The sequence below is a fragment of the Metabacillus bambusae genome, from assembly GCF_017497975.1.
Lineage (GTDB): Bacteria > Bacillota > Bacilli > Bacillales > Bacillaceae > Metabacillus > Metabacillus bambusae.
In genome coordinates this window covers 84,843-98,838 of record NZ_JAGDEL010000017.1, presented here as the reverse complement: position 1 = coordinate 98,838, position 13,996 = coordinate 84,843, and the positions used below count along the sequence as shown (strand labels likewise).

General features: G+C 35.1%; 15 protein-coding genes. All 15 read left to right on the top strand.

The genetic code is table 11. The features are described from left to right. The first annotated feature begins 119 nt into the window (after positions 1–119). The 15 genes from mtrB to trpA all read left to right on the top strand — a co-directional run bounded on the left by mtrB (position 120) and on the right by trpA (position 13,955). Entirely contained in the window at positions 120–344 is a 225-nt protein-coding gene (gene mtrB / locus I7822_RS19795; protein WP_066331986.1) for a trp RNA-binding attenuation protein MtrB, read from the top strand. Positions 345–718: 374 nt separating this feature from the next. Beyond that, positions 719–1,504, top strand: a complete 786-nt coding sequence (locus tag I7822_RS19790; protein ID WP_207980806.1) for a heptaprenyl diphosphate synthase component 1 — start codon at positions 719–721, stop codon at positions 1,502–1,504. A 2-nt stretch (positions 1,505–1,506) separates the two neighbouring features. Beyond that, the gene (locus tag I7822_RS19785; RefSeq protein WP_207980805.1) at positions 1,507–2,220 is read left to right on the top strand and encodes a demethylmenaquinone methyltransferase; all 714 of its coding nucleotides are present in this window, start codon (positions 1,507–1,509) and stop codon (positions 2,218–2,220) included. A gap of 188 nt (positions 2,221–2,408) precedes the next feature. Continuing rightward, positions 2,409–3,371 (top strand): heptaprenyl diphosphate synthase component II, encoded by a 963-nt coding sequence (hepT, locus tag I7822_RS19780; RefSeq protein WP_207980804.1) that lies wholly within the window; start codon positions 2,409–2,411, stop codon positions 3,369–3,371. Positions 3,372–3,483: 112 nt separating this feature from the next. Further along, complete coding sequence (gene ndk, locus I7822_RS19775; RefSeq protein ID WP_207980803.1) at positions 3,484–3,930, top strand: nucleoside-diphosphate kinase; 447 nt, start codon at positions 3,484–3,486, stop codon at positions 3,928–3,930. Positions 3,931–4,137: 207 nt separating this feature from the next. Beyond that, a complete protein-coding gene (locus I7822_RS19770; protein ID WP_207980802.1) occupies positions 4,138–4,914 on the top strand; it encodes a CheR family methyltransferase in 777 nt (258 codons plus the stop codon). Positions 4,915–4,991: 77 nt separating this feature from the next. Beyond that, on the top strand, positions 4,992–6,164 hold the full coding sequence (gene aroC / locus I7822_RS19765) for a chorismate synthase (protein WP_207980801.1): 1,173 nt from the start codon (positions 4,992–4,994) through the stop codon (positions 6,162–6,164). After that, positions 6,164–7,258, top strand: a complete 1,095-nt coding sequence (gene aroB / locus I7822_RS19760; protein ID WP_207980800.1) for a 3-dehydroquinate synthase — start codon at positions 6,164–6,166, stop codon at positions 7,256–7,258. The genes aroC and aroB overlap by 1 nt, the downstream gene beginning before the upstream one ends. Next, complete coding sequence (gene aroH, locus I7822_RS19755) at positions 7,255–7,620, top strand: chorismate mutase (protein ID WP_207980799.1); 366 nt, start codon at positions 7,255–7,257, stop codon at positions 7,618–7,620. The genes aroB and aroH overlap by 4 nt, the downstream gene beginning before the upstream one ends. A gap of 405 nt (positions 7,621–8,025) precedes the next feature. After that, complete coding sequence (gene trpE / locus I7822_RS19750; RefSeq protein ID WP_207980798.1) at positions 8,026–9,573, top strand: anthranilate synthase component I; 1,548 nt, start codon at positions 8,026–8,028, stop codon at positions 9,571–9,573. Continuing rightward, positions 9,542–10,561: an anthranilate phosphoribosyltransferase gene (gene trpD, locus I7822_RS19745; RefSeq protein WP_207980839.1), complete on the top strand. Its 1,020-nt coding sequence runs from the start codon at positions 9,542–9,544 to the stop codon at positions 10,559–10,561. The genes trpE and trpD overlap by 32 nt, the downstream gene beginning before the upstream one ends. Then, positions 10,554–11,318 carry an indole-3-glycerol phosphate synthase TrpC gene (gene trpC, locus I7822_RS19740; RefSeq protein WP_207980797.1) on the top strand — a complete coding sequence of 255 codons (765 nt, stop codon included), beginning with the start codon at positions 10,554–10,556 and terminating at the stop codon, positions 11,316–11,318. Before trpD ends, trpC begins: the two co-directional genes overlap by 8 nt. After that, positions 11,311–11,967, top strand: coding sequence for a phosphoribosylanthranilate isomerase (locus tag I7822_RS19735; protein ID WP_207980796.1), 657 nt, complete (start codon positions 11,311–11,313; stop codon positions 11,965–11,967). Before trpC ends, I7822_RS19735 begins: the two co-directional genes overlap by 8 nt. After that, a complete protein-coding gene (trpB, locus tag I7822_RS19730; protein WP_207980795.1) occupies positions 11,948–13,174 on the top strand; it encodes a tryptophan synthase subunit beta in 1,227 nt (408 codons plus the stop codon). The genes I7822_RS19735 and trpB overlap by 20 nt, the downstream gene beginning before the upstream one ends. Further along, positions 13,140–13,955 (top strand): tryptophan synthase subunit alpha, encoded by an 816-nt coding sequence (gene trpA, locus I7822_RS19725; protein WP_207980794.1) that lies wholly within the window; start codon positions 13,140–13,142, stop codon positions 13,953–13,955. The genes trpB and trpA overlap by 35 nt, the downstream gene beginning before the upstream one ends. The last annotated feature ends 41 nt before the right edge of the window (positions 13,956–13,996 follow it).

Here is a 13,996-nt window from a genome sequence, read left to right as displayed (position 1 = left end):
TTTTAGAAATGCATGGTTTATTGGCAAGTCTAAATAGCATAATAACCGTAGTTTAACTTATATCATTAAAATAATCTTAATAGTTTAAAAAGACAATCTGTAAATAGGCAGGTGTAGGAATGAATCAAAAAAATGACTTCGTTATGATAAAAGCCATTGAGGATGGCGTGAACGTGATCGGACTTACTAGAGGTTCTGATACTAGATTTCATCACTCTGAAAAGCTAGATAAAGGTGAAGTGATGATCGCACAGTTTACAGAACATACTTCTGCAATTAAAATAAGAGGTAAAGCACATATTCAAACAGGCATTGGAGAATTAGAAAGTGATTCACGAAAATAAGCAGGGTTCCCTGCTTTTATTTGCGTTTAAAAACAGTGTAAACTGCATAAAGTAGATTAATAAAGAACAATAAGATTCATTGTGTTATAATTGATTGTAATTTAATTTTTGAATGGAAAGAAAATAACTTAATGTTACAATATTAATTTAAAAAGGTTATTTAACCATGGAACTAATTTATATTGCATGATTTACTACATAAAACATGTGGATTATAGGTATTGACGAACACTCAAGGGTGGATATCCGTCCCCTTTTCCACGTTAACCGCTTAGCTTCCACTTGAGTGGATTCTGTATAGATTATTACGTGAAATCAGCTATTGTAACAATCAATAGAGAGAGAATGTTAAATTGGGGACAAGGGTGATATATTTGCAGGACATCTATGTAAAGTTAGCGAAAATGAAGATAGCGTTAGAGGAGAAACTCACACATCCATTTTTGGGAAAGTATTTACCTTTACCAAAAATAGATGAGGATAAGCTATTGCTCTTTTGTGCAATTTTTGATGAGATAGATCTTTCAGAGGAATTAAAAGAAAGTTATATTATGACGGCTATGCTTGTTCAAATTGCCCTTGATACTCATGACGATGTAACAACTCATAATAATATTAATTCTACTGAATTTGTGCAAAGACAATTAACAGTATTGGCTGGCGATTACTTTAGTGGATTATATTATTTTATGCTTTCTGAGGTAAAGGATTTCAAAATGGTAAGAACATTAGCTGTTGCCATTAAGCAAATTAATGAGCATAAAATTAGTCTCTACCATGATGATGAAGTCAACACTCAATCTATAATGGATAGTTTGCTTATTGTTGAAACAGCTTTATTTCAACGTGTAGCCGAACATTTTAATCTTGATCGATGGAAATTGCTATCCACAAATTTTTTAATTTATAAAAGACTATCTCATGAAAAATTTCAAATTGAGAACGAATCAAATATTCCCGAAAATCAAAAATATGAAAGCATGTTCTCGATTAACTATTTAAAGAGAGTATGTAACACGTATTTTGAAGAGACGTCCTCTCTTTTAGAATCAGGTTTTCATAAAACTCCTGCTATTAAAAATCTACTGCATAAACGATTGCAATCCATTCGTTTTTATGAAACATTACATTATAAAAAGACTGTGGAAGAAGGTTTGTAAAAATGGATCAATCTAAAGAAGAAAGAGTCCATGGAGTATTTGAAAAAATATACAAAAATTATGATCAAATGAATTCAGTTATAAGCTTTCAGCGTCATATAGCATGGAGAAAAGAAACCATGAAGCGAATGCAAGTTAAGCCAGGTCAAAAGGCATTAGATGTTTGCTGTGGTACAGCTGATTGGAGTATTGCACTTGCAAACGAGGTTGGTCCTAACGGACAGGTGATTGGACTAGATTTTAGTCAAAATATGCTTCAAATCGGACAGCAAAAGGTTACGCAGCTTGGCTTATCGAATGTGGAACTTATTCATGGAAATGCTATGAAGCTACCTTTTGAAGATCAATCCTTTGACTTCGTGACAATTGGTTTCGGATTAAGAAATGTTCCAGACTACATGCAGGTTTTAAAAGAAATGAATCGAGTTTTAAAACCAGGCGGCAAGGCTGTATGTTTAGAAACCTCACAACCAACAGCACCTTTATTTAAACAAGGATATTATTTTTATTTTCGATTTATTATGCCTTTATTTGGTAAGTTATTTGCAAAAAGTTATCAAGAATATTCATGGTTACAAGAATCAGCTCGTGATTTTCCTGGAATGAAGGAACTTGCTGATATGTTTAAAGAGGCAGGGTTTGAACGAATTCAAGTAAAACCATTTACTGGTGGAGTGGCAGCAATGCATTTAGGTATAAAAGCTAATACGAAATAATGAATGTACTAGTTACCACTTCTTGGGTCTGTGCGCTTACAAAAAGGCAAACTCCTATAATTCTGAATGGTTATTACTCAATAAAGTTAAAAATAGTCAGGTATTTTAAATAGTAATTAAGAAAACGGATCTCAAAGCTAGAAATAGTTATAATATGTTCGACAATAAGATGTATTAAGGTGAATAGTATGAAATTTAAAGCATTGTATTCCTTTTTGAATACAGACCTTTCAATAATTGAACAAGAATTAGAAAAGACAGCTATTTCAGAGCATCCTTTGTTAAGAGAAGCGAACTTAGAGCTTCTGCAAGCAGGAGGCAAACGAATTCGGCCTGTTTTTGTTTTACTATCAGCCATGTTTGGTAACTATGATATAAATAGGGTTAAATATGTAGCAGTTGCGCTTGAGACAATTCATATGGCGTCACTAGTTCATGATGATGTTATCGATGACGCTGAATTGCGTAGAGGAAAACCAACAGTTAAATCGAAGTGGGATAATCGCATAGCAATGTATACAGGAGACTATTTATTAGCACGATCATTAGAGGTCATGACGAATATTGATGATTCTCTAGCACATCGAATCTTATCCAAGACGATTGTAGAGGTTTGCTTAGGTGAAATTGAGCAAATAAAAGACAAATATAGATTTGAGCAATCCCTTCGGACATATTTAAAGCGAATTAAAAGAAAAACTGCCTTATTAATAGCTGTAAGTTGTCAATTAGGAGCCATTTCAACAGGGGCTTCAGAAGAAATACATAAAAAGCTTTATTGGTTTGGTTATTATGTTGGAATGTCTTTTCAAATTACCGATGATATTCTCGATTTTACTTCAACTGAAGAAGAACTTGGAAAGCCAGTTGGAAGTGATCTTCTGCAAGGGAATATAACACTCCCAGTTTTGTTTGCATTGGAAAATCCCATGATAAAAGCAGAAGTAGAAAAAATAACAAATGAAACAACTCCGAGAGAAATTCAACCACTATTAAAAAAGATTTTAGAATCTGATGTAATCGAAAGGTCTGCGAAAGTTAGTGATCAATACCTTCAAAAAGCATTTGATATAGTAGAGACTTTACCTAAAAATCGATCGAGGTCTTCCTTGATTAGTATCGCAAAGTATATTGGTAAAAGAAAATTTTAATTAATACGACTTTTTCTCCATCCCATTATTGATAATAATCCTTATGCATGGTATTATTTTCTTGGGGTCATGAAAGCCTATACATAAACTTCAATGGGGTGGAGAATATAATATGGAAAAAACATTCTTAATGGTAAAACCTGATGGCGTGCAACGTCAGCTTATTGGGGAAATAGTTGGTAGATTTGAAAGAAAGGGCTTACAACTAGTTGGGGCTAAACTTATGACGATTCCTGTTGAACTCGCTGAGCAACATTATGGAGAGCATAAAGGTAAACCTTTCTATGATGATCTGGTCAACTTTATTACATCAGGCCCAGTGTTTGCCATGGTATGGCAAGGAGAAAATGTAGTTGAGCTCACTCGTAAAATGATGGGAAAAACAAATCCGAAAGATGCTGAGCCAGGAACAATCCGTGGTGATTACAGCATGTTTGTTAGTAAAAATATTATTCATGGGTCTGATTCACCTGAAAGTGCAGACCGTGAAGTTGCGTTGTTTTTTAATGAAAATGAGTTAGTTACATATGATAAATTAATTAATAGTTGGATTTACTAGGAGCTAGCATTTGCTAGCTTCTTGTTTTTTAGATATGGATTTTAGGGTAGGTAATTTAACTGAGATTTCGCCAGTATTGGGCGTTAAGCTATGTTTTTTAAAAAAATTGCGCAAATTCACACAAATTTAAGATATACTATAAATTATTCATAAATAGATAAAGTTATTTATTTTAATCGCTTTGGTTAAGTAATAGGAGAGTATACGATGGTTGATAAGGATTATGAGCAATTTATCACAAAAGTAAAGCAAAAAACAGGTATTGATTTATCCCTTTACAAAGAAGCTCAAATGAAGAGAAGGTTAATATCTTTATATGAGAAGAGAGGCTTTTCTAGCTTTAGTGATTTTTACAACGGTCTTAGTAAAGATAATGATTTATATTATGAATTATTAGACCGGATTACGATAAATGTTTCTGAATTTTACCGTAATTATAAAAGATGGCAAGTGTTAGAAGAAAAAATCCTTCCTAGCCTACTAGAAAAAAATAATCAGTTAAAGATATGGAGTGCTGCATGTTCGACAGGTGAAGAGCCATATACAATTGCCATGATCCTTTCGAAACTTTTGGATCTCTCAAGAGTGAAAATTATCGCAACAGATATCGATGAAAATGTTATTGCTAGAGCCAAGCTAGGGATTTATCCTGAACGGTCACTAAATGAAGTTCCTAATGATATGAAAAAGAAATATTTTAAACAAGAAGGAACGAATTATAAGGTTAGTGATCAAATTATGAAAGCAGTTCAATTCAAGAAACAGAATCTGCTAGCAGATCCATTTGAAACTCAATTTGATTTAATTGTGTGTAGAAATGTCCTTATTTATTTTACAGAAGAAGCGAAAGAGACGTTGTATAAAAAATTCAGTGGTGCCTTAAAAAATCAGGGAATATTCTTTGTTGGTAGTACTGAACAAATTTTTAATGCAGAGCGTTATCAACTCACTTCTGTTGATACGTTTTTTTATCAAAAGAGTTAAAAATCAGCTATTTTTTTCATACTAGTTGTGGTATATTTGTACTTAAAAGCGTTAGTGCGTTGAAGGGAGAGAGAATTATGAGATATTTAACTGCTGGAGAATCTCACGGACCTCAATTAACTGCAATTGTTGAAGGTGTTCCGTCCGGTTTAAATTTAACTGCAGAAGATATAAATAAAGATTTAGCTAGAAGACAAAAGGGCTATGGTCGTGGCCGAAGAATGCAAATTGAAAAGGATCAAGTTCAACTATTGGGTGGAGTAAGACATGGTAAAGCCTTAGGGTCTCCAATCTCTCTAGTTGTAGAAAACAGAGACTGGAAGCATTGGACAAAAATAATGGGTGCAGAGCCAATTACTCCTGAAGAAGAACAAGAAGTAAAACGTCAAATTACACGTCCTCGTCCTGGACATGCTGACTTAGTTGGTGCGATGAAGTATGGTCATCGAGATATGAGAAACGTACTAGAACGTTCTTCAGCACGTGAAACAACAGTTCGTGTAGCTGTTGGTGCTTTAGCGAAGCAAATTTTAGCAGAATTAGATATAAAAGTTGTTGGACATGTTTTAGAAATTGGCGGTGTAAGGGCTGAAAATACTGAATACCGTGATATTGATGATCTTTTAGCAGTAACAGAAGAATCACAAGTAAGATGCTATGATCGTCAAGCTGAAACTAAAATGATGGAAGCAATTGATCAAGCGAAGGAAAATGGCGATTCAATCGGAGGAATTGTTGAAGTTGTCGTTGAAGGACTACCAGCGGGAATTGGCAGCTATGTACATTATGATCGCAAGTTAGATAGTAAGATTGCAGGTGCTATTGTCAGCATCAATGCATTTAAAGGTGTGGAATTTGGTATCGGCTTTGAAGCGGCAAGAAAATTTGGTAGTCAAGTTCATGATGAGATTGAATGGACTGAGGAAGCTGGATATACTCGTAAAACAAATCGACTAGGTGGATTTGAAGGTGGAATGACAACAGGTATGCCAATTGTTGTAAGAGGGGTTATGAAACCAATTCCAACACTGTATAAACCATTGAAAAGTGTGGATATTGAAACAAAGGAACCATTTACTGCAAGTATTGAACGCTCTGATAGTTGTGCAGTCCCTGCAGCAAGTGTTGTAGCAGAGTCAGTTGTAGCATGGGAAATTGCAAATGCAATTGTCGAGCAGTTTGGTGCTGATCGTATGGATCTTATAAAAGAAAATATTAAGAAAATGCGTGAATATACGAGGGATTTTTAATGAAGTCGATTTTAATCAATACGACTGAGGAAAGCTACCCAGTATTTGTTGGTAATGAAGCGATAAATGAACTTCCTGCCCTATTAAAAAGCCTTTCTCCATCAAAGGTTCTTATAGTAACAGACACAAATGTTGATCAATTATATGGTAATATGTTAGTCGATATGGTTGAGCAGGAATGGACAGCCTATAAGTATGTAATTAACAGTGGTGAGGCAGCTAAATCATTTGATATGTTTTACGATCTCCACTCTTATGCCTTGAAACAAGAACTAGATCGTAAATCAGTTATCATCGCCTTCGGAGGTGGAGTAGTTGGTGATTTAACTGGCTTTGTTGCCGCTACATATATGAGGGGAGTACCTTTCATACAAGTGCCAACAACATTATTAGCACATGATAGTGCAGTTGGTGGAAAAGTAGCGATAAACCATCCTGAAGGAAAAAATATGATCGGTGCTTTTTATCAACCAAAAGCAGTTGTTTATGATAGTAACTTTTTACAAAGCCTGCCAACAAATGAACTTAGGTCAGGTTTTGCAGAGGTTATTAAGCATTCTCTTATTCGGAGTGAAAGTCTGTATCAGTTCTTATATTCAGAAATTCGCCATTTAGAAGACATAACAACAGATAAATTACAACGCATGATTCTTGAAGGGATCCAAATAAAAGCGGATGTTGTCTCAAAGGATGAAAAGGAATTAGGACTTCGTGCAATCTTAAATTTCGGACATACACTTGGACATGCAGTAGAAGCAGAAGCAGGCTATGGGAAGCTTTCACATGGTGATAGTATTGCAATTGGTATGCTATTTGCTACATGGTTAAGTAATAAAACACTTAATGTTACGCTTCCATACTTTGAATTGAAATCATGGTTTAAAGCGATTGGTTTTCCGACAGAAGTGCCTGATTCACAAACAACTGATCAATTGATTAATAAAATGAAAAAAGATAAAAAAACTAAGTCGAATCAATTGACAATGATTTTATTAGAAGAAATCGGTGTGACAACATCAGTGCTTTTTTCTGAGGATGAATTGTATTCTTTACTTGATGAGTGGAGAGCTGAAGAACGAGGTGAAAAAGGTTGATTAGGGGAATTCGAGGAGCAACAACTGTTAATGAAAACGAAGAAGATGTTATTTTAAAAGCTACTGAAGAGTTGATACATGAAATGATTCGTAAAAATGCTATACGACCTGAAAATGTTGCACAAGTGATTATGACAGTAACAGAGGACCTAACAGCAACATTTCCAGCAAAAGCTTTAAGAACACTAAGAGGCTGGACATATGTTCCTGTTATGTGCATGCAGGAAATACCAGTTCCTAACAGTCTTGCGAAATGTATAAGAATTATGATGACTGTAGAAACAAATGAAAAGCAAGAAAATATCCATCATGTTTATTTGGAAGAAGCTGTTAAGCTAAGGCCAGATTTATCTATTATTTAATCATTTGTCAATAGTTGAACTTAATAGAAGTATTGATTTTGTATTGTAAAGATTCAGAACAATCTTACATTAACCTTGACAATAATTGGTGTAATGTAATAACATGATGAAGAAGATTGATTAGTTAATTAGTTGAGTAGAATAGATTAGTATAGTATAGGGTAGCAGAGAATGAGTTAGTTTAGCTGAGGTTTTATTATTAACGGCACAAGTCTACCCAAAAACCACTGTGTTTTTGGGTTTTTATTTTTTCTTTTAAGTATTCGTATACTATAAACATACTAAAGGGACATACCTATTAAAGTCTTGTCCTTGTATGTAAAAGAAAATGTGCTTATACAATCTTCAAATATTTATTACCTCCTAAATCCTCATTCTCCAAATTTATTGGAGGAGTGAGTCAATTTGAATTTTTCTTCTTTTACTACATTTTGTGAAGATAGTAAGCACTATCGAACTATCCCCATTGTCAAAAAATATATCGTTGATACATTTACACCCATTCAATTATTTCAGCTTTTTCAGGATGAAGCTGTTTACTTATTAGAGAGCAAGGATTCGGAATCCAGCTGGTCTCGTTACTCATTTATTGGTCTAAATCCATTTTTATTTATTGAAGAAAATCATGGAGAATTTTCGATTTTAAATGAACAAAGAAAAACACTTTCAAAGTCTCATTCGCTAACGGAAATATTCGAGAATTTGCAAGACCATTTGGCTATTAAACTTCCTGAATTGGATATTCCTTTTGTAGGAGGAGCGGTTGGTTATATTGGCTATGACACAGTATCGATCTTAGAAAAGGTAGATAAACACGTAACAGACGATCTTAAGCAGCAAAATTGTATGTTTTTTGTTTGTGAAACAGTTATTGCCTTTGATCATCAAGAGAAACAGCTCTATTTTATCCATTTTGAACGAGTAAATGGAGAAGAAGTTGAAGATGAAGTGCATCTTAAAGCAACTTATCAGCTTGCAGAAGCAAAAATGAACAAGTATATAAGTAAGCTGAAGCAAAAAGAGCAGCCAGAACATTTACCATTACCAGTTTCAGCTGAATTTGACGTTAATTTCGATGAAATAAAATCAAATTATGAAAAGAGTAAGTTTCTAGAGGATGTTGAGAAAGTAAAGGAATACATTCGTGCAGGAGATATTTTCCAAGGAGTTTTGTCACAAAGATTTGAAATTCCGATCTCAACTGATGGCTTTTCATTATACCGTATTTTACGAATTGTAAATCCATCCCCGTATTTGTTTTATATTCGTTTTAATGATACAGAGCTTGTAGGTAGCTCTCCTGAAAGATTAATTTATATTCAAAATAAACATCTTGAAATTCATCCTATTGCTGGAACAAGAAGACGTGGAAAAACAACAGAGGAAGATCTTTATTTTGAAGAAGAATTAAAAAATGACGAAAAAGAAAAAGCAGAACATTATATGTTAGTTGATTTGGCACGTAATGACCTCGGCCGAGTAGCGGAATACGGTTCAGTAACAACACCGACGTTAATGGAGGTAGGGCGATTTTCACATGTTATGCACCTAATTTCAAAGGTTACAGCAAGAATTAAAAGTGATGTTCACCCGATTGATGCACTACTTTCCTCATTTCCAGCAGGAACTGTATCAGGTGCTCCAAAAATTCGGGCAATGCAAATCATTCAAGAATTAGAACCTACAGCAAGAGGTAGCTATGCTGGTTGTGTCGCATATGTAGGCTTTGATGGAAATATTGATTCCTGTATTACAATACGAACGATAACTGTTAAAAATAATATTGCTTATGTGCAAGCTGGAGCTGGAATTGTTGTTGATAGTGTTCCTGAGCTTGAATGGAAAGAAACATGTAATAAAGCGAGTGCCATGTTAAAAGCAATCCAATTAGCAGAAAAGGTTTTTAATGAGGAGGTCAATGGTGATGAAAGAGCTACTAGCAAAATGTATTGAAGGGAATACATTAACTGAAATACAGGCTGAACAAGTAATGGATTCGATTATGGAAGGTGAGGCAACACCAAGTCAAATTGCTAGCCTTGTTTCAATTATGCGACTTAGAGGCGAAACAGTTGATGAAATCGTTGGTTTTACAAAATCAATGAAAAATCATATGACATCGATACACTATGAAAGCGATGTTGTCGATACGTGTGGCACTGGTGGTGATGGAGCCTCAACCTTTAATATATCAACGGCTGCTGCAATAGTTGTTTCATCATTAAAGGTGAAAGTTGCAAAACATGGAAACCGTGCATTTTCCTCTAAAAGTGGAAGTGCAGATGTCCTTGAAACTTTAGGTATAAATATTCAAACAACACAAGATGAAGCAGTAAAAAGTCTTGATGACAAAAACATGAGCTTTTTATTCGCGCCAATGTTCCATTCATCAATGAAGCATGCTGTTAATCCTCGAAAAGAAATCGGCTTTCGAACTGTTTTTAATTTACTAGGACCATTATCAAATCCAGCTAATGCTAAGAGGCAAGTAATTGGTGTATTTTCAACTGAATATGCTGAAAAAATGGCAGAAGCATTAAATCGTTTAGGTGCAGAGCATGTATTGCTTGTCACAGGACGTGATGGGTTGGATGAAATCTCTATATCCGCTGAGACAGATGTCGTTGAGCTTAAAAACGGAGTGATCACGAGATATGTTCTCCATCCAAATGACTTTGGGCTATTAGAAGGCGATATTGAAGATATAAAAGTAACTAATGCGCAAGAAAGTGCGGAACTTATCGAAAGTATTTTTAGAGGAACAGCACCAAAAAGTGCTGAAAACATTGTAGCAATTAATGCAGCAGCTGCACTATATGTAGCAAACTATGTCCAATCATTTGCAGATGGTGTTATGTTTGCTAAGGAAGCGATTCAGAACGGTTTAGCTTTACAGCAATTAACGGTGTTACGTCATCAGCGGGAGGAAAACTATGCTTGATAAAATAATAGAAACGAAGAAAGAAGAAATAAAAAAACTAATCTTGCCTAATGATGAGAAACTACCACGTCTCTCCTTCTATGATGCATTAAAAGCTCCTCATCGAGAAATAGGTCTTATTGCAGAAGTCAAAAAGGCATCACCGTCAAAGGGGTTAATAAAAGCGAATTTTCATCCTGTTGAAATTGCCCTAGCATATGAAAAGGGTGGAGCAGATTGTTTGTCAGTACTAACAGATACCCCATACTTTCAAGGGAAACGAGAGTATTTAACTGATGTAAAGAAGGCTGTAAACCTTCCAATATTAAGAAAAGATTTCATTATCGATCATATTCAGATTGATGAGGCAAATCGAATTGGTGCTGATGCCATTTTATTAATTGGAGAAGCGCTTGACCCTACGCTTTTAAAGGAACTTTATCAATATGCGTTACAGTTAAATCTAGATATACTAGTAGAGGTGCATGATCAAGAAACACTAGAAAAGGTATTAAAGGTTGTAACACCGAAAATTCTAGGGGTTAATAATCGAAACTTAAAAACATTTGAAACAAATATTGGGCAGTTAGAAGAAATGGCATCTTCAATCCCAAAGGATACGTTACTTGTTAGCGAAAGCGGCCTATATAGAAGGGATGATTTAAATCTTGTTCAGCAATATGGAGCTAAGGCGGTATTAGTTGGAGAATCGCTTATGAGAAAAGATGATCAAGCTGTAGCAATTAAAGAACTGTTTGGAGAAAGTATCAATGCCTAAACCGTTATTAAAACTTTGTGGAATTCGTACTCTTGATGATTTGAAAATTGTTTCTAGCTCTCAAGCTGAATACATCGGTCTTATTTTCGCAGAAAGTAAACGGAGAGTAGATCCAAAAATCGTAAAAACATGGCTAAAAGAAGTAGATATTACTGCAAAAAAACTTGTTGCGGTTTTTGTTAATCCTACCGCAAATGAACTCACTGATGTTTTAACAAATCTTCCTATTGATGTTATACAATTTCATGGAAAAGAATCCTATGAGGATATCAAAAAAGTAAAAGAGACTTTTGTAGGCACTGTTTGGAAAGCTCTTCATCATCATCCTAAAACACTTGAAGAGATGCATTCATTTAAAAATATTGTCGATGGATTTGTCATCGATTCAAGGATGAAAGGTCAATGGGGTGGAACAGGTGTTAGCTTTGATTGGACTGCAGTCCCTCAGTATATAAAGTTCTCACGCGATACTAACAAGTTATGTTTTATTGCTGGTGGTGTCAATGAAAGCAATATTGAAAAACTATTAACATATCACCCTCAAGGAATCGATTTATCTAGTGGTATAGAAGTAGATAACAAGAAAAGTAAGGATAAGATCGAACGAATAGAAGAAAGGGTGTTAGAGTATGGCGATATATCCAGATAAGAATGGTCGATATGGAGAGTTTGGTGGACGCTTCGTACCTGAAACATTAATGAGTCCATTAGCAGAAATTGAACAAGCACATAAAGAAGCAATGCAAGACCCGGCATTTTTAGAAGAGTATCATCATTTATTGAATGAATACTCTGGAAGACCAACTACTGTTACACTTGCAGGGAATGTAACAGAAAAACTTGGCGGTGCTAAAATTTATCTAAAAAGAGAAGATTTAAACCATACAGGTGCACATAAAATTAATAACGCCATCGGACAAGCTTTGCTTGCGAAAAGAATGGGTAAAACAAAGATTATTGCTGAAACGGGTGCAGGGCAGCATGGTGTTGCAACAGCAACTGTCGCTGCAAAGTTTGGTATGGAATGCAAAGTGTTCATGGGTGAAGAGGATGTTAGACGTCAACAGTTAAATGTGTTTCGTATGCAGTTACTTGGTGCAGAGGTTATTCCTGTAACAAGTGGAAATAAAACATTGAAAGATGCAACAAATGAGGCAATGCGTTATTGGGTTCAGCATTGTGAGGATCATTTTTATATTATTGGGTCGGTTGTTGGTCCACATCCATATCCTTATATCGTTAGAGAGTTTCAACGTGTTATTGGTGACGAAGCCAAAGATCAGTTTCAAAAAATTGAAGGAACTCTGCCTACTAAAGTAATGGCTTGTGTTGGTGGTGGAAGTAATGCCATTGGTATGTTTGCTGCATTTTTAAGTGAAAATGTCGATCTAGTTGCAGTAGAAGCAGCTGGAATGGGTGTTGATACAGACATGCATGCTGCTACAATTACAAAAGGAACAAAAGGTGTTCTTCATGGTTCATTAACCTATTTATTACAAGATGAATATGGTCAAATTACAGAACCATATTCAATTTCTGCAGGGCTCGATTATCCTGGTATAGGACCTGAACATGCTCATTTAGCAAGCACAGGAAGAGTGAAATATGAAAGTGTAACAGATCAAGAAGCTTTAGTTGCGCTAGAATTATTGGCAAAAGAAGAAGGAATCCTAGCAGCAATTGAATCTGCACACGCACTTTCATCTGCTTTTGAACATGCAAAACAAATGGCTAGTCATGAAAGTATTCTTATTTGCTTATCAGGTAGAGGAGATAAGGATGTACACACCTTAATGTCTCATTTCAAGGAGGAAGCAAAACATGAAGACACTCTTCAAGCAGCCACTACAAAATAAACTTTTTATTCCATTTATTACTGCTGGTGATCCACATGGAGACGCAACAATAGATTTAGCAGTTGCATTGCAAGAGGCTGGTGCGTCTGCAATCGAACTAGGGATACCGTACTCTGATCCAGTAGCGGATGGACCCGTTATTCAGAAAGCGTCTAGCCGAGCATTAAAGAACGGAATGAATATAGTAAAAGCAATGAAGCTGGTTCCTGAAATGAGGAAAAAAGGTGTAAATATTCCGATTATTCTATTCACGTATTACAATCCTGTGTTACAATTAGAACAGGAATCCTTTTTCGCTTTACTGCGAGAAAATACGATTGATGGTTTGCTCATTCCTGATATCCCGTTTGAAGAAAGTACGGAACTTCGTCAAAAATGTCAGGAGCATTCAATCTCATTTATATCTCTTGTTGCTCCAACATCATCAAGTCGAATTAAAATGATTGCGGAAAGTGCAGAAGGATTTGTATATTGTGTTTCTTCCTTAGGAGTAACTGGTGTCAGAAAGAATTTTGATAACTCAATAACCTCTTTCTTAGATGAAGTAAAACAATATAGCAATGTACCTGTCGTCGTAGGTTTTGGAGTTTCTTCTAAAGAGCAGGTTGAAGAGTTATCTAGCATTTGCGATGGTGTTGTAGTAGGGAGTGCATTAGTTCGAGAAATCGAACGTCTACAAACATCTTTATTAAATGAATCAACTCGGATAAAGGCAATTGAAGAATTCAGAGAATTCGCTCAAACCTTTGGCTTTGAAAATGAAAGAAAAGAGTATGTATAAGCACATGCAATTTATTATTTGATTGCATAAATTAAATGAAC